This window comes from Staphylococcus sp. HMSC65H10, from assembly GCF_001839185.1.
Lineage (GTDB): Bacteria > Bacillota > Bacilli > Staphylococcales > Staphylococcaceae > Staphylococcus > Staphylococcus simulans.
Genome location: NZ_KV840310.1, coordinates 125008 through 141926, shown reverse-complemented (window position 1 = coordinate 141926; position 16919 = coordinate 125008). Strand labels below are relative to the sequence as shown.

At 35.7% G+C, this 16919-nt stretch carries 17 protein-coding genes; 7 read left to right on the top strand and 10 right to left on the bottom strand.

Annotated features, from left to right (window positions below):
* Positions 1-345: 345 nt before the first annotated feature.
* The 6 genes from queC to HMPREF3270_RS02105 all read left to right on the top strand — a co-directional run bounded on the left by queC (position 346) and on the right by HMPREF3270_RS02105 (position 4233).
* Complete coding sequence (gene queC / locus HMPREF3270_RS02130; RefSeq protein ID WP_002481505.1) at positions 346-1017, top strand: 7-cyano-7-deazaguanine synthase QueC; 672 nt, start codon at positions 346-348, stop codon at positions 1015-1017.
* A gap of 2 nt (positions 1018-1019) precedes the next feature.
* Positions 1020-1445, top strand: a complete 426-nt coding sequence (gene queD, locus HMPREF3270_RS02125) for a 6-carboxytetrahydropterin synthase QueD (RefSeq protein ID WP_023015404.1) — start codon at positions 1020-1022, stop codon at positions 1443-1445.
* Positions 1438-2151 (top strand): 7-carboxy-7-deazaguanine synthase QueE, encoded by a 714-nt coding sequence (gene queE / locus HMPREF3270_RS02120; protein ID WP_070848286.1) that lies wholly within the window; start codon positions 1438-1440, stop codon positions 2149-2151. The genes queD and queE overlap by 8 nt, the downstream gene beginning before the upstream one ends.
* A 115-nt stretch (positions 2152-2266) precedes the next feature.
* A complete protein-coding gene (locus tag HMPREF3270_RS02115; protein ID WP_070848287.1) occupies positions 2267-2854 on the top strand; it encodes a hypothetical protein in 588 nt (195 codons plus the stop codon).
* Positions 2855-2950: 96 nt separating this feature from the next.
* The gene (locus HMPREF3270_RS02110) at positions 2951-3214 is read left to right on the top strand and encodes a GlsB/YeaQ/YmgE family stress response membrane protein (protein ID WP_103363965.1); all 264 of its coding nucleotides are present in this window, start codon (positions 2951-2953) and stop codon (positions 3212-3214) included.
* 179 nt (positions 3215-3393) lie between these two features.
* Positions 3394-4233 carry an aldo/keto reductase gene (locus HMPREF3270_RS02105; RefSeq protein ID WP_057510228.1) on the top strand — a complete coding sequence of 280 codons (840 nt, stop codon included), beginning with the start codon at positions 3394-3396 and terminating at the stop codon, positions 4231-4233.
* A 103-nt stretch (positions 4234-4336) separates the two neighbouring features.
* Here HMPREF3270_RS02105 and HMPREF3270_RS02100 read toward each other — a convergent pair whose 3' ends face one another.
* Entirely contained in the window at positions 4337-6640 is a 2304-nt protein-coding gene (locus HMPREF3270_RS02100) for a nitric-oxide reductase large subunit (RefSeq protein WP_176746707.1), read from the bottom strand.
* A gap of 512 nt (positions 6641-7152) precedes the next feature.
* On the opposite strand from HMPREF3270_RS02100, the gene scdA reads away from it, so the two are divergent.
* On the top strand, positions 7153-7848 hold the full coding sequence (scdA, locus tag HMPREF3270_RS02095; RefSeq protein WP_060804108.1) for an iron-sulfur cluster repair di-iron protein ScdA: 696 nt from the start codon (positions 7153-7155) through the stop codon (positions 7846-7848).
* 171 nt (positions 7849-8019) lie between these two features.
* On the opposite strand, the gene HMPREF3270_RS02090 is transcribed toward scdA, so the two are convergent.
* From HMPREF3270_RS02090 to ybaK, 9 genes are all read right to left on the bottom strand, one after another.
* Positions 8020-9054: a HAMP domain-containing sensor histidine kinase gene (locus HMPREF3270_RS02090; protein ID WP_070848290.1), complete on the bottom strand. Its 1035-nt coding sequence runs from the start codon at positions 9052-9054 to the stop codon at positions 8020-8022.
* On the bottom strand, positions 9055-9705 hold the full coding sequence (locus HMPREF3270_RS02085) for a response regulator transcription factor (RefSeq protein WP_070848348.1): 651 nt from the start codon (positions 9703-9705) through the stop codon (positions 9055-9057).
* Positions 9706-9718: 13 nt separating this feature from the next.
* Positions 9719-10192, bottom strand: a complete 474-nt coding sequence (locus HMPREF3270_RS02080; protein ID WP_002481495.1) for a DoxX family membrane protein — start codon at positions 10190-10192, stop codon at positions 9719-9721.
* 40 nt (positions 10193-10232) lie between these two features.
* Complete coding sequence (locus HMPREF3270_RS02075) at positions 10233-10661, bottom strand: DM13 domain-containing protein (protein ID WP_060804106.1); 429 nt, start codon at positions 10659-10661, stop codon at positions 10233-10235.
* A 193-nt stretch (positions 10662-10854) separates the two neighbouring features.
* Positions 10855-12243 carry a hemolysin family protein gene (locus tag HMPREF3270_RS02070; protein WP_002481493.1) on the bottom strand — a complete coding sequence of 463 codons (1389 nt, stop codon included), beginning with the start codon at positions 12241-12243 and terminating at the stop codon, positions 10855-10857.
* 414 nt (positions 12244-12657) lie between these two features.
* Positions 12658-14601, bottom strand: coding sequence for a PTS fructose transporter subunit IIABC (locus HMPREF3270_RS02065; protein ID WP_070848291.1), 1944 nt, complete (start codon positions 14599-14601; stop codon positions 12658-12660).
* A 13-nt stretch (positions 14602-14614) separates the two neighbouring features.
* A complete protein-coding gene (pfkB, locus tag HMPREF3270_RS02060; protein WP_070848292.1) occupies positions 14615-15529 on the bottom strand; it encodes a 1-phosphofructokinase in 915 nt (304 codons plus the stop codon).
* A 4-nt stretch (positions 15530-15533) separates the two neighbouring features.
* The gene (locus tag HMPREF3270_RS02055) at positions 15534-16292 is read right to left on the bottom strand and encodes a DeoR/GlpR family DNA-binding transcription regulator (RefSeq protein WP_023015413.1); all 759 of its coding nucleotides are present in this window, start codon (positions 16290-16292) and stop codon (positions 15534-15536) included.
* A 130-nt stretch (positions 16293-16422) separates the two neighbouring features.
* Positions 16423-16911: a Cys-tRNA(Pro) deacylase gene (ybaK, locus tag HMPREF3270_RS02050; protein WP_002481489.1), complete on the bottom strand. Its 489-nt coding sequence runs from the start codon at positions 16909-16911 to the stop codon at positions 16423-16425.
* Positions 16912-16919: the final 8 nt, after the last annotated feature.

The following is a 16919-nucleotide window of genomic DNA, read 5'->3' as shown; positions in this document are numbered from 1 at the left end:
TCAACATTCTATTTGTTTCGTCGAACAATGCTTTTAACTTCATTTTACAAGATGTCACACGATTTTGTAATAGCAGAAGCAGAGACACCTTGATTTTACTTAGGAAATATATTATTCTATCTATCGACATAGAAACACAGAGGTTCCTAGCTGATACCCTCTATAAAAAACTAGACTTTTACTTTCAATCGTCTATCTTTTATAGAGATAGTCAATATACTACGTCATTGTCTATATCAACTCGAACCTAAAAGCGTTATTTTGAATCATCAAGATACACGCACTTTAGCGTTCGAGTTTTTTATTGATCGAGCTAGGTCATCACTTTAAAGGAGAGATTGACTTATGGCACCCCATAAACTTGATGATGATAAAGCACTCGTCGTTTTCAGCGGCGGACAAGACAGTACGACTTGTCTCTTTTATGCGAAAGCAAAATTCAAAGAAGTAGAACTTGTGACTTTCCAATACGGTCAACGTCACGATACTGAAATTGAAGTCGCAAAACAAATCGCACAAGAACAAGGATTAAAGCACCACATTTTAGACATGTCTTTATTATCTCAACTCACACCGAATGCGTTAACCCAACATGATTTACAAATTGAAGATACTGATGATGGTGTACCAAACACCTTCGTTCCAGCACGTAACTTATTATTTTTATCGTTTGCGGGCGCGTTAGCTTATCAGATTAAAGCACGTCACATTATTACAGGTGTCTGTGAAACAGACTTCTCTGGTTATCCGGATTGTCGCGATGATTTTGTGAAATCCATGAATGTCACATTGAATTTATCTATGGATAAAAACTTTGTCATTCATACACCGTTAATGTGGTTAGACAAAAAAGAAACTTGGGCATTAAGTGACGAACTTGGTGTCTTAGATTATGTAAGATATAACACATTGACTTGCTATAACGGGATTATCGCAGATGGCTGCGGTGAATGTCCGGCTTGTCAATTACGCGCACGTGGTTTAAATGCTTATTTAGCAGAAAAAGGAGTGAACTGATTTTGTTACAACAAATTTATCCAACAGTTGCCCATCCCTATGCTTTCGAATTAAATAAAGATTTCCATTTTGCAGCTGCACACTACATCCCTTGCGAAGATGCAGGTAAATGTGTACGTACGCATGGTCACACTTATTTCGTTAATTTAACTATCGTTGGTGACGAACTTGATCATAGCGGTTTCTTAATCAACTTTGCAGCATTAAAAAAACAAATTCATGAGCAGTTCGATCATTATTTATTAAATGATTTACCGCAGTTCAAAGATAAAATGCCATCTACTGAAGTAGTCGCACAAACTATTTGCCAACTTACAGAAGAAATTTTAGAGAAACAGCCGAACCGTCCTAAATGTGCACAAGTCTATTTACGTGAAACTCCATCTAGCTATGTGGTTTATCGTCCTAAGGAGTTCCGTCATGGGTAAAATTCCTGTATTAGAAATTTTCGGACCGACCATTCAAGGTGAAGGCCGTGTCATCGGACGTAAAACAATGTTCGTACGAACTGCTGGCTGTGATTATCGATGCAGCTGGTGTGATTCCAGTTTCACTTGGGATGGCAGTATGAAAGATGAAATTCAAATGATGACTGCAGAAGAAATTTATGACCGACTTTATGAAATCGGCGGCGATTACTTTAATCATGTCACAATTTCAGGCGGTAATCCTGCATTAATTAAAGGTATTCAAGATTTAGTGGATCTCTTTGAAGAAAAGAACATTGAAAGTGCATTAGAAACACAAGGAAGTCGTTTCCAACCGTGGATGCGCCAAATCAATGATTTAACAATCAGTCCTAAACCACCGAGTTCAGGTATGAAACCAAACATACAAATACTTGATGAAGTAATTGATCAATGTGTTAAAGAAACATTAAATCTTAAAGTTGTTGTCTTTGATGATGAAGATTATGAATTCGCTAAACAAATGCACCATCGTTATCCAGATCTCCCATTTTATTTACAAGTCGGCAATCCTTACTTAGATGATGAAGTAGAAAATCATACAGCACGTTTGCTTGAACGTTACGAAAATCTTGTAGATAAGGTTATGCAAAGCAATGATATGAATCAAGTCTATGTTTTACCACAATTGCATACATTACTTTGGAGTAATATGAAAGGTGTATAAGTTTCGGGCTGCAGAATGCCCGAGCTTTTTTAATTTTAAAGTGTTTTCAAATGCTTAAATGTACTGAAATTGGTATAATATTCCAGTGAATATTAGAAGTCAGGAGACGCACCCTATGCTCATCTACATAATTATCAACATTGCGATTATATCAGCTTCCATTTTGATTGATATGTATTTACAATCTAACAATCAAGTCAAATTAAGTACGATTCTTATTGCAGTTTCAATAAACAGTGTGATTAATCTTATCGTCATCGGAAAGTATGATTTTATTTCGCATGCGATGGTTGCGTTTATATTAATTTGGACATTACTCGCACTGTTGACTGATCGAAAATTTAAGCCCATTGTCTTTACGACACAGAAATTCATGGCTTTTATTGTCTTTACTTTATTGAGTCTTTCTTTGTTCATCGTATTCAATACGAGTGAAAAATCTTATTATATGTCCGTTCCATATTTAGCACCTGTTTTCTTCTTAATCGGAGCATCTTTCATCTTCTTAACCATTTTTGAAAGCTCTGAAGATACAAGCTTTCGTAGTCATTTCATGAAGAATAAGCCTAAATCACTGACAATCGGCACATTATTAATTATTATTTCATTTCTTGTAATGAATTTATTAACTCCTTTCTGGTATGTTTACCTAATTATTTACTTAATATTAATTTTATTTATCTTGTGGACAAAACCTTTTTAAAAAAATTGATTTAAGATGATTACTTATCATGTATTAGTGGTAAACATTAACAAGCACAATAAAAAAGTATTGTCAGTATTGAATTAGGAGGCTACTATTATGGGATTAATATTAATGATTATCGTCGGAGGCCTAATCGGTTGGTTAGCCGGCGCAATTTTAGGTAAAGATATTCCAGGAGGAATCTTAGGTAACATTATTGCTGGTATTGTCGGCGCTTGGCTTGGCTCAGCAATCCTTGGTGATTGGGGTCCATCACTAGGCGGCATTGCGATTTTCCCAGCATTAATCGGTACAATTTTATTAATTGTAATCCTTTCATTAATCTTGGGTGCAATCCACAAAAACAAAAGAAAATAAGTCTTAATACTTAATGTGTATTAACATACGACTTGCAGCAACATCATTCAATGGTGTTGCTGTTTTTTTATTTCATTTGATTAAATAACCTTTAATTAAATTGCGCATCATTTTCTCTTTAATAGTATTACATATCTTTGGTTTGATATAATGAAGAAAAAGTAGAAGGAGTGCGAATCATCTTGAAAAAGAAAGTAAAGTTGAATAACGATGTGAAAATTCCTCGTATAGGTTTAGGAGTCTACAAAATTGACGAAAAGCATATGGAATCTGCAGTCAAAGCTGCTGAAGATTCAGGCTATCGTGCTTTTGATACCGCTTATTTCTATTTCAACGAAAAAGAATTAGGTGAAGCAATTAAAAAAAGTAAAGTACCCCGTGAAGATCTCTTTATTACGACTAAGCTATGGAATGATTATCAAGGTTATGACAGCACAAAAGCTTACTTTGAAAAATCATTAGAGAATCTTGGTGTAGATTATTTAGATATGTTTTTAATTCACTGGCCATGTGAAGCAGACGGCTTATTCATTGAAACATATCAAGCAATGGAAGAACTTTATAAAGAAGGACGCGTTAAAGCAATCGGTGTCTGCAACTTCCAACAACATCACTTAGAAAAATTAATGGAACATACTGAAATTGTGCCGGCGGTTAACCAAATCGAATTCCACCCATACTTAAACCAACAAGACTTACAAGACTTCTGTGATAAACATGGTATAAAAGTTACCGCTTGGATGCCTTTAATGCGTGGACGTGGTTTATTTGAAGATCCGGTTATCGCAAAGCTAGCTGAAAAATATGAAAAAACACCTGCGCAAATCATCTTAAATTGGCATTTAATGCATGATAGAATTGTGATTCCTAAGTCTCAAACTCCTTCAAGAATCAGCGAAAACTTTGAAGCAATTGACTTTGAATTACGAGATAAAGACGTTAAAAAAATCGATCAGTTAAATCAGGACTTACGCCAAGGTAAGCACCCTGATGACGTTAAAATCGGTACGTTAAAATAACTTAATTCAAGTTCATATATAACGAAAGGACAGTGCAGAGCGCGAAACTCTGTACTGTCCTTATTTTTACTTTTCCGCTTATGTGAAAGCTATTTACTGTCTATCAGATTTTATTTTGATATTCATTATTTTTAACTTTTTTAAGATGCATGACTGCACGAACTGTGATTACAAGTAAAATAATTACACCGGCTGTGAAGATTAAGTCCCAAGGCAATCTGCCCCATAATAACCAAAAGACTGAGTCTTTTTGATAGAACTCCGTCAATCTTGCATGCCAGTAACCATGTTTCAATGCATCTGTAAGTTGAATATAACCTACTGGAAGCAATGTCACAAAGACCATGCCAGCTAAACCAATATTTAATAACCAACATGAAATAGAAATCCATTTTTCAACTTTCTTCGTCCAGAATTCAGGTTTAGTAATACTTCTTAATACATATAACATAATCGCAATTGAGAACATACCATACACACCGGCCATTGAGCCATGTGCGTGCGCAGATGTCCACTGTGTTCCGTGTTCAAAGTAGTTAATGGCTGGCGCATTAATCAAGAATCCTAGTGCACCCGCACCAATTGCGTTCCATAATCCTGTAGAAGCTAAGAAGATGAATGTACCTTTGTATGGGAATTCAATTTTACTGAATTTATAAACACGATAATGGGTGTAAGCTTCCCAAATTAATAAACATAACGGTACAACTTCTAAAGCAGAGAAGCTTGAACCTAATGCTAACCAAATTGAATGGTCGCCTTGCCAGTAATAATGGTGCCCCATTCCTACAATACCTGTACCAAGTAATAATATGATTTGGAAGTACAATGCACGAATTGTAGAATGTATTGTCGTTAATTTCATATCTACCATTAAGAAACCAATTAAAATAACCGCAAAAGCTTCAAAGATGCCTTCTACCCATAAGTGTACAATCCACCAACGCCAATAATCTGCGAAAGTGACATGTGAGTTAGGCATAATAAAGAGTGATGCTAAGTAGAACATTGGAATTGCGATTGCGCCAATAAACAAGAGTAAGATTAAACGCTTACGATGTTGTTCACTGCCATCTTTAATCGCTGGGATGAAGCCTCTGGCTAAAATAATCATCCATAGCACCATACCGATGATAAATAGAATTTGCCAGAATTTACCAAGCTCAATATATTCCCAACCGAAATGACCGAATAACCACCATTTATCGTTAATCCAGCCAAGAATATTGCCCCATTCACCTATCATACTACCGCCAGCAACAATCAATAATGCGACGAATAAGATATCGACTAATTTACCTTGATGTTTTGGCTCTTTACCAAGCACCCTCGGCACAATATAGATCCCTGTCGCAAGCCATGTTGTAGCCACCCAGAAGATCACCAACTGCAAGTGCCATGTCTTCGCGATGTTGAATGGGAATAGTTTTTGAAGCGGAATACCAAAGAATTCATTTTCCACATAATAATGGGCCATTAATTCACCTAATAAGATTTGAATTAAAAACAGCACCATCACAATCACAAAGTATTTGGCTGTTTTGGCCTGACTTGATGAAATTGTATCTTGAATTTTAATTTCAGGTAAACGACGTTCACTATCATATGTTGATTCCATGTCGAATTGATAACGTCTTTGGAAGTAAATAATAATCGCAACACCAGCGACTAATATCGCAACGGAAATTGCTGACCATATCAATGCTTCACTTGGCATTGTATTACCTGCTTGTTCATCAAATGGCCAGTTGTTTGTATATGAGAAATCTCTATCTGGACGATCTGTTGAAGATAACCATGCACCCCAGAAGAAGAAATCACTCAAATGCTCAATTTTATTCCCTTTGACCATATAATCATCTGTCTTGATTTGATCAATCATATTTTGTGGTAACCCTGCTTGCTTGGGATTATTCACAAACTCTTTATGATAATAATCTCTGACATAATTCAAGCCTGCAACTTGTGCATCTGTTAATACAAGTTCATCTTTAGCTTTTGAATAGCGATTCACCCGTATTTCTTTTTTAACTTTGTCTTCAATGCCTGCTTTTTGCATTTGGTTTAATTGTTTAAAAGGTTTATCATAAAGATGTTCAGCATAATAGTAATGCATCCCTTTTAAATAATGATGCAATGTTTCTGCAGTATAATCAGGACCTAAATAAGATCCGTTTCCTAAATATGAACCATAATCCGTCAATCCATATTTTTCATAAATGGCTTGACCACTGATTAGTTCGGATTTAGAAATGACCGTCTGTCCACTTTCGTTCACCACTTTTGTTGGACGAGGCGCTTCATTTTTAAATATCAACCAACCACCAGCTAGCAAAATACCGAATACGACGACTAAAATTGTTACTAAGACCTTCGACAATCTACTGTATGGATTTTTCATCCCGATTTCTCTCCTCAGTAACTTCGACTCTCAACTTCAGAATACGCCTACTGTAATTGATAGTAAATATCATTCTCAATTAGTTCTTAATTTTGTCATAAATGTATTTATACATAAATTGTTGTTTTCTTCGATTTTAGTTTTATTTTAATATGTTTATTGTTAAGCAAACTTTGTGTTCTACAAATATTTTAATAAGCGGTATGGTCTCTCCTTCTTAATATTTTTCATTAATCTACTGATATTGGGAATCATTTTCAATTATTCAGAAATTTGTCACAAACGATTGATTTAAAGTTCATTTACACTTATGGTGTTTAAAGTAATTTTTATGACGTTTATTTTAATATTAACACTCCTTTTGTAAGTTACTTTAGTTTCTATCTGGGTAAATTTATAATAAATTTCCTTGAAGTTTTTATGAAGATTACAATAATACTTTTAATTTAGAACACTTTTTGTTTTTATTTATCACTATTCTTCTTATAATAGAGATGAGTCGAAAAGGAGCGTATATTATGATTACTAAAACTGATATTGTAGCGAACGTTGTGACAGATTATCCGAAAACTGCTGATATCTTCAAACGTTCTGGTATAGATTTTTGTTGTGGCGGCCAAGTTTCTATTGAAGAAGCTGCGAAAGATAAAAAAAGAGTTGTTTTAGAAGATTTATTAGCTGAACTTGATGAAGCAAGTAAACAAAATGCCGGAGGACAAGGCTTAAATCCTAAATATTTAAGCATCCCTTCTTTAATTCAATACATCCAAGATGCATACCACGAACCAATGAAAGAAGAATTCAAAAACTTAACACCTTATGTGACTAAACTCGCAAAAGTTCACGGTCCAAGTCATGAGTACTTGTTAGAATTAAAAGATTTATATACAACATTTAAAAACAACATGTTAGAACATACGCAAAAAGAGGATGAAAAAGACTTCCCTCAACTTATCGCATTTGCGAATGGTGAGAATGTTGATAACGTAGAAGCTATTATCGAAGATTTAACTGCAGATCATGACAGTACAGGTAACTTGTTACGTAGAATGGATGAAATTACGAATGATTTCCAACCACCTATCGAAGCTTGCGGTACATGGCGTTTAGTGTACACTCGTTTAGCTGCGTTAGAAAATGCGACATTACAACATGTACATTTAGAAAACCACGTTTTATTCGAAAAATGTCGCGAACAATTACAACAAGGCTAATTTAACTTTATATTTAGCGTGAATATCTTATAAAACTAAACAGACAAGGTTGAAGATGTGATTATATCTTCAACCTTGTCTGTTTTTTCTTTTCTAATTCATTAGGGATTAGTTCTTATCTTTTATCTGTAATACTTACTTTTACTTTCTACGCTTTTCTTTTCTACTGCTTTATAATTTTGGCAAAGATACGATCATTGTAGTTCCTACTTCAGTTTCACTTTCAACTTGAATCGTACCGCCGATTTGTTTTACCAGTTCTTGTGTGATGTATAACCCTAAACCAGAACCGCCTGTATGGTAATTTCTAGAATCTTCTACTCTGAAAGTACGCTCAAAAATACGTTTAATATCTGCTTTCGCAATTCCGATGCCTTTATCTTTGATGTAAATTTGGATATGTTTTTCGCTTTCAGCAAGACAAATATAAATTGGACTACCTGATGGCGAAAAGTTCATCGCATTATCAATTAAGTTCGTAATGATACGTTCTAACGGTTGCGGATATTGTTTGAAAGGTGCCAACTTATCACAAAACTTCACTTCTAAATGTCTGTTGTCTATTTTCATACGTTGTTCATAACCATTGAGTATATTCAATAACAATTGATCAATTTGAATTGTTTCTACTACATAAGTATTCGGAGCATCTAATGTTGCGACATGCGTTAACTCGTCAAACATTTTGGATAGGCGATTAGATTGTTTGATTAAGGTGTCATAGGCTTCCTGACGATCTATTTGTGAGTGAACGACACCGTCTTTTAATGCTTCTGAATACGAAATAATACAAGCGAGCGGTGTTTTTAAATCATGTGCTAAATTTTGAATCAATTCATACTTCTCTTGTTGTTCTGACTTGATTTGTGCCATTTGTTTAGTAATCTCATGCGCCATTTTATTAAAGGAATGACTCAGTTCTTTAATTTCTCTCGGTGAAGTAAATTGCGTAGGTTCCATCTCGTAATTACCATCTGCGAATTGTTTCGTTCTGACATTGAAATGTTTAATCTTTTGAACGAGCGGTGTTAAAAAGAAACTGCAGATGAATAAGGTTAAACAACTCGATACTATAGCGCTAATCGTCAATAACACTGTGGTATGACCATTGAACAACATCAGTTTATAAGCAATACCGAGGATGGTAGAGGCCAATAATACACTAGATAACACTCCGATAATCACTTGTGTTCTGATTGAAAACATTTAGTCTGCTTTCCTTTCAAACTTATAACCAAGACCCCATACTGTGGTAATCGTGTAAGCGTCGAAATGAAATTGTTCGAACTTTTCTCTGATGCGATGAATATGTACATTGACTGTACTTGCATCTTCGTAATAATCATAACCCCATACTTCTTCTAACAATTGCGATTTAGATATCGCTTGATTTTCATGCGTTGCTAAATACCACAACAATTCAAATTCTTTAATTCTCAAGTTCACCACAGCACCATTAATTTCCACACTTTTTTGTTGATCATTCAACTTTAAAGTATCAAAAGTTAAAGCTGTTTGTGCTGACTGACTGCGCTTAACGCGGTTCAACAAATTATTCGCACGTAACACGAGTTCTCTTGGACTGAAAGGCTTCTTTAAATAGTCATCTGCGCCGAGAGTCAAAGCATAAATGGTGTCATGTTCTTTTGTTTTTGCTGACATATAAATAAATGGAATGTCCAGTTGTCGTTGTTTCATTTCCTTAATCACTTCATACCCATCTACATTCGGCATCATGATGTCTAAAATAATTAAATCAATTGATGGGTCAAGTTGGTTCAAAGCATCTTCCCCATTATGTGCAGTTAATACTTTATAACCTTCATATTCGAAGTACGTTTGGCAGATGTCGACCATGTCTTGTTCATCATCAACGATTAAGATTGTGTTCACGTCTTGTATCACCTTTTTCTTTAATATATGCGATTACAGCACTCAATGAAATTTGTTTTAATAAGTTTTTATTCATTAACAATATAATAAAGAGTGCTAATTGAACAGGATACGTAAATATCATATCTGATAAAATATAATTTAGCATAACAAAGGCGCCAAAGAAACTTGCAATATGTGACAGAATTCCTAATATTAACCCTAAACCAATCGCAATTTCCCCTAAAGGTACAATTACATTAAAGACGGGAGCACTGTGCGCGACGATGTGTTCAAAAAAGAGTTTGAACCACACTGGAGAATCTTCATTCTTAATCACAACTGGGATCAGCGGTTCTATTTTAAAACCACCTGTTAACTTCTCCCAACCTTGAGCTAAAATGTAGCCGCCGGCTATAATACGAATTAAAAATAAAATTACGAGTTCAATCGTACGTAGATAATGTTTCATGAAATCACTTCTCTTCTCGTTGAATTATTACTTTAACCTTCTATTTTACTTTTGCGGCACCGAAGATAACGTGCGCTTTCTTACAATAAATCGTCACTTCATTATATTGATCTAAGTCAGCGTCTTTGATGTCGAAAGTTTGTTTTGGTTTATTGTAGTCGACCATTTCTAGTTGTTTGCCCTCTTTAATATTGCCGTCCTTTGTCAAATAGACGTACAAATCTGGACCTTTCGCAGATTTAAAATCTGTTAACTTAATTTGGTGATTTTCGATTTTAACGTGACCAGACACTTCCTCTTCACCTGATTTAAATTCACCTGTCAGCACTTTATGGTGATCGTGTTTATGTTCATGTGATGTCTGTTCTGTTTTTTCTTTTGGCTGTTCATCTTTTTCATTATTACAACCTGCTAAAGCGATACTTGTTGCTAAAAGTGTAGTAGCTAATAAATATGTTTTACTATTCATCATAAACCCTCATTTCATTTTATTTTTGTAATGATTAAGCTTATTATAAATGAGCGATTTATATCATACCATTAACTATTTATTAACTAAGTTATAACTTCAATTCATGTCGGATTTGTGTCTAAACATTAAAAAATCCCTTTTAAACCTAGTACTTTAAGTACGGTCTAAAAGGGATTTGACAGTATTACGATTATTCATCGTTATCTTTTTTATCTCTTTTGTTTCTTTTATTATTGTTGTCATCGTCTTCATCTTCTTCTGAAAGAGACTGACGTTCAGCGTTATATTCATATTTTAAAATGACTGTGATGATTTGGTGATTTTCAATATCTGAAATAATCCAGCGATCAAAATACGTATCGACGTAATCATTTTTCTGTAAGTTTGTATTATGTGCTTGTAACCATCCGCCGATTGTATCGATATCTTCAGAGTCATCAAACTCGATACCTAATTGATCTGTTAAATCTTCTAACAACACACGACCATTGATTTGGTATGTGTCATCATTTAATTTAATCACATCATTCACTTCATTATCATCGAATTCATCACGGATTTCACCCACGATTTCTTCTAAAATATCTTCCATTGTTAAGATACCAGCAGTTCCGCCGTATTCATCAATAACTAAACTGATGTGTACACGTTCGCGTTGCATTCTGATTAATGCATCACTGATGCGTGTTGTTTCTGAAATCAATGGTAATTCATGAATATAATTTGCAATCTTGATAGGTTTGCCTGAAGCATACTCTGTCAAGAATTCTTTCACATTAATAAAACCTTTGATATGGTCTTTGTCGCCGTCTTCTGTAATTGGGTAACGAGTGAATTGGTATTCTTTAAGTGTCTCTAATAGTTCGTCTACAGTAAAAGGTTCATTTAAAGTGACCATTTGTGTTCTTGGGACCATGACATCTTTCGCTTGTCTCTCATCAAATGAGAAGATGTTTTGCATATAAGCAAGTTCTGTCTGGTTAATCTCACCGCTGTTATAGCTGTTGTTGATAATCATTTTAATTTCTTCTTCTGACATCGCGTCATTGTTTTCATCTGGATCAATACCAAATAGACGGATAATCATTCGTGCAGAACCATTCATTAACCAAATTAATGGTTTCATGATTAAGCCGAAATAATAAAGCGGACGTGCATAAAGTAACGCAACTTTCTCAGTGTGCTGAATCGCAAATGTTTTAGGTGCCAATTCACCTAATACTACATGCAGATATGTCACAACTAAGAATGAAATAACGATTGAAATGGTTGTATTCAAAGCATCAGGTAACGGTATCAGTTCAAAAATAGGATGTAATAATTTAGAAAAGACAGGTTCACCTAACCAACCTAGTCCTAAAGATGTAACAGTGATACCGAGCTGACATGCTGATAAGTAGTAGTCAAGATTTGAAATCATTTTCTTGACGACAGCCGCACTGCCGTTGCCTTCTGCAACCATTTCTTCAATTTTAGTAGCTCTGACTTTCACCAAAGCAAATTCTGATCCAACAAACACAGTAGTCAGTGCGATTAAAAATATAAATATTAACAAGTTTATTATGGTCGTACTATCCAATTAGTTCCCTATTGCTAGGGATTCACCTCCAAGTTATATGCCGCTATGTACGGCAATGATGTTTAGCGCATCGTTTTGAGCAAAGTGACAAATGCCTAGTTCATCCTTCCCATTTCCACAGCGACACCTCCCAACTAGCGTAAAATCTAACAAGATTATCATATCATAATCACCATTCAAATAGTAATTTTTTCAGACTGAATTCAAGTTATTTTTTTGGTATTTTATGATACCTCTTTACAAATAAAAATAAACAGCTAAGAAGCGAGTCAGCCCGATAAACAGGCTGTCTCTCTCTTAACTGTTTATTCGAATATACATTTACCTACCACAGTAAATTAGATTCGTGATGCGTGTCATTTCTAATAGCACGCCTTTACTATAATGCGCTAAATTCTCGTAAAATTCAACTCATTATTCATCCATTGATTCAGATGCGGCAATTTCGTCTGCTGTCGGTTTACGTTTGATGAAACCGTAAATCACTGCAGAGATGGCTGCGCCGACTAAAATCGCTAGAATTGTTTGTAATGAATGGGAGAAGTCAGTACCTAAGATAACAAAGATACCACCATGCGGTGCTCCGATAGATGAACCTAAGCCAAGTGCAATGGCACCGCCGATACCTGAGCCGATCATCATTGACGGAATTACGCGAATTGGGTCAGCTGCCGCAAATGGAATAGCACCTTCTGTAATGAATGATGCACCCATCACAAAGTTAGGTACAATTGAACCACGTTGTGTTTTTGTAAACTTACGTTTAAAGAACAACATTGAAAGTGCTAATGCAATCGGTGGAATCATACCGCCGACCATAGCTGCTGTAATTGGTGCAGCGTTACCTTCTGTTAATGCCGCTGTTGCGAATACGTAAGCTGCTTTGTTGAATGGACCACCCATATCAATGGCCATCATGGCACCAATCACTAAACCAAGTAACATAATGTTTGCTCCTGATAAACTGTTTAAACCGTTTAATAATAAATGGTTCACCCAAGCTGCTGGTGGGTTAAATACATAAACCATTAACAGACCTGTAATAGTGACAGATAAAATCGGATAAATTAATGTTGGTTTTAAACCTTCAAGTGATTGTGGCATACGACGCGTCATCACTTTGATGCCTTCTGTTAAATAACCTGCTAAGAAACCGGCAATAATACCGCCGATAAATCCAGAGTCACCGCTCATTGCTAACATACCGCCGACTAAACCAGCTGCCATACCTGGTTTTTCAGCAATGCTGCGTGCGATGAATGCTGATAAAATTGGAATAATTAAGTAGAACGCACTGTTCTTACCAATGTTCCACAATTGTTCAGCAAATGCATTATACTCTGAAGATTTCGGATCGAATGAGTTTGGTCCGAACAAGAATACAATTGCCATTAAAATACCACCGGCAATTACAAGTGGCAACATGTTAGAAACACCGTTCATTAAGTGCTTATAAATTGTTTTGCCGACACTTTGTTTTTCTTGTTTACCGCTTGCTTGACCTTTACCTCTGCCTTCTCTTGCTTTAAATGGTGTACGGTCAGTTGCTAAAGCAAGGTCGATTAATTCTTCTGGACGTTTGATGCCATCAGCAACAGGAACTTCTACGACGTTTTTGCCATCGAAACGATCTGTTTCTACATGCACGTCCGCTGCAACAATAACACCTTGTGCTTTATCAATATCTTCAGTAGTTAAACGGTTTTTAATACCACTTGACCCGTTTGTTTCAACTTTCATTTTGACGCCCATTTTTTTCGCTTGTTTCAATAAAGCATCTTTTGCCATATACGTATGTGCAATACCCGTCGGGCAAGCTGTCACACCGATAACATATGGCTCTTCAGATTCAGCGTCTTTATTCGCTTCAACTGGCGCTGTTTCCTCTTCTTCATCTGGTGCTTCATCGTCTGCACGATCAATAATTGCCAAAACTTCATCTGGTGTTTCTGCGTTTAATAATGATTTTCTGACCTCGTCATCCATTAAGACACCAGATAATTTAGCTAACGCGTCTAAATGTGTTTGTGCACCGCCTTCAGGTGCTGCAATCATAAAGAATAAGTGTGCAGGTTGTCCGTCTAAACTTTGATAATCTACGCCGGCTTTTGATTTACCGAAGGCAATAGCCGGCTTTTTCACTGCATCAACTTTCGCATGGGGAATCGCAATCCCTTCACCGATACCTGTTGTACTTTGCCCTTCACGTGCCATAATCGCTTCTTTGAACGCTTTGACATCGCTTAAAATACCTGCATGGTCTAATTGATCCACTAAAGCATCAATGACACCTTCTTTTGATGTCGCATCTAAATCCATCGCGATTGTCTCTCGCGTTAATAATTCAGTGATTCTCATATTTTTCTCACTCCTATTTCAAGTCCGTTAATTCAATTTCAGAACGTACTTTTTCTATCATTTCTTTGTTTGCTAAATCTTGACTGAATGCTGTTGCTGTTCCAGAGGCTACAGCATTACGAAATGCTTCATGTACATCAAAACCTTGTGCTAAACCTGCTAACATACCTGCAACAGTACTATCTCCAGAACCCACTGTATTTAATACATTGCCTTTTGGTACAGAAGCTTTAATACAATGTTCAGCATCAATATAAATTGCACCCTCACCGCCAAGTGAAACAATCACTGCTTGTGCGCCTTTATCAAGAATAGCTTTTCCGTGTGTCACTACATCATTATCAGAAGTGATTTTTGTATCAAACATGACTTCTAATTCATCTTTATTCGGTTTAATAAAGAACGGGTTATATGGCAATACAGTCTCAACTAAGTCTTTTTCTGCATCTACAACTAATTTTGCGCCAGTTTTTTGTGTGATTTTCGCAATTTGTTCATAGGCATTATCAGGAATACTTTTCGGTACACTTCCTGCCACAACAACAGTGTCATCAGCATTCGTGTTTTTAATTTGTGTTAATAACGCTTCAAACGCTTGATTTGAAATAGTAGGTCCACCTGCATTGATTTCTGTTTCTTGACCTGATTTTAATTTCACATTGATACGTGTATCTTCTTCTACTTCAATAAAATCATTTTTAATACCAGCTTGTTGTAAAGCATCTTGGATAAATTTCCCAGGAAATCCACCAACAAATCCCAATGCAGTCGAAGGTGTTTCTAAAGTGTTCAGCACACGCGAAACGTTAATCCCTTTGCCTCCTGCAAATTTATACGTTTCTTTCGCACGGTTAAGTCCGCCTTCTTGAAACGTGTCTACTTTCATAATGTAATCAATCGATGGATTGAAAGTTACTGTATAGATCACTTTATTACACTCCTCTTATCGAATAATGGTTGCGATATGCTTTCATATCTGAACGTTTTAGCGCTTTTGTTGAAGTCAAAATTTCAAACGGTACATCTTTCGGTACATTGACACATGCAAAATACGTAGGTCCGAATTTAGAACTATCAAGCAAGACGAAAATATGATGTCCCACTTTCATTGCAGTTTCTTTCACATAAGCTTCTTGTTCATCTGGTGTTGTCAATTTACCTTCTGTATTCATCCCATTCATGCCGATGAAAACTTTATCAAAATGATAATGTTTCAAAGTTTCAATCGCTCGCGGTCCGACAGAAGCTAATGTGCTTGCTTTTACATCTCCGCCAATAATCAACGTTTTAATTCCACGCTGTAATAATGCTTCGACATGGGTTAATCCGTTAGTAACTGCGACAATTTCTTGTGCTGTAATGTGTTCTATCATTTCATAAGTCGATGTCCCTGCATCAATATAAATACAATCACGGTCTTCAATTTGTGCAGCTGCGATTTTTGCGATTTCACGTTTTTCTTGTAAATTACGTTCTTTCTTCTCTGACATTTTCGGTTCACTCAAGGCTGTTGTTTTGAGCGTGGCACCGCCATGAACGCGTTGTAATTTACCCATTTTTTGTAACTTAGATAAATCTCGGCGAATTGTCGAAGCGCTGCATCCTGTTAAATCAATTATTTCTTGTAGTGTTAAAAATTCTTTTTCTTTTAATAGTTGTATGATTAGTTCAAACCGTTTCTGCGTTATCATATCGCCACCTCATTTCTTCTTTATTATAAGCGCTTTCTTAATCGTTTTCAATCAAAAACTTTCAAAATCATTCAAAAACAATCATAAACTATTAAAAAAGATGAGCAAATGCTCATCAACACTGCTCATCTTAATTTGCTTCATGTGTCGCAACATCCGCTACTTTTGCTTTCGTTGCTTGAATTAATTCTGAAACATTCACACCCATTTGGACACCAGGCAGACCTCCGCTTACAAATATTTTCTCATGTTGTTGCGCAGATTGGTCAATCACTGTTGGAAATAGATGTTTCATACCAATTGGGGAACAACCGCCACGAATATAACCTGTTACTTTCGTCAACTCATCTAGCGGAAGCAAATGCAGTTTCTTTTCATCTACTGCTTGTGCCGCATGTTTCATATCTAAATGATGTTCTACTGGAATCACAAACACATACGGGTCGTGATTATTGTTAATAAATAAGAGTGTTTTAAACACTTGATCCGGATTAGCATCAATTAGTTTTGCGACTTCTTGTCCTTCAATATGATCTTTACCCATTTTAAATGTACGCATTTCATAATCGATGCCTTCGCGATCTAAAATACGCATCGCATTTGTTTTCTTCTGTTTCATTGCGTTCA

Coding starts and splice junctions, on each gene's coding strand:
- queC (WP_002481505.1), top strand. CDS start 346: ATGGCACCCCATAAACTTGATGATGATAAAGCACTCGTCGTTTTCAGC.
- queE (WP_070848286.1), top strand. CDS start 1,438: ATGGGTAAAATTCCTGTATTAGAAATTTTCGGACCGACCATTCAAGGT.
- HMPREF3270_RS02115 (WP_070848287.1), top strand. CDS start 2,267: ATGCTCATCTACATAATTATCAACATTGCGATTATATCAGCTTCCATT.
- scdA (WP_060804108.1), top strand. CDS start 7,153: ATGATTACTAAAACTGATATTGTAGCGAACGTTGTGACAGATTATCCG.
- HMPREF3270_RS02090 (WP_070848290.1), bottom strand. CDS start 9,054: ATGTTTTCAATCAGAACACAAGTGATTATCGGAGTGTTATCTAGTGTA.
- HMPREF3270_RS02085 (WP_070848348.1), bottom strand. CDS start 9,705: ATGGTCGACATCTGCCAAACGTACTTCGAATATGAAGGTTATAAAGTA.
- HMPREF3270_RS02080 (WP_002481495.1), bottom strand. CDS start 10,192: ATGAAACATTATCTACGTACGATTGAACTCGTAATTTTATTTTTAATT.
- HMPREF3270_RS02075 (WP_060804106.1), bottom strand. CDS start 10,661: ATGAATAGTAAAACATATTTATTAGCTACTACACTTTTAGCAACAAGT.
- HMPREF3270_RS02065 (WP_070848291.1), bottom strand. CDS start 14,601: ATGAGAATCACTGAATTATTAACGCGAGAGACAATCGCGATGGATTTA.
- HMPREF3270_RS02055 (WP_023015413.1), bottom strand. CDS start 16,292: ATGATAACGCAGAAACGGTTTGAACTAATCATACAACTATTAAAAGAA.
- ybaK (WP_002481489.1), bottom strand. CDS start 16,911: ATGAAACAGAAGAAAACAAATGCGATGCGTATTTTAGATCGCGAAGGC.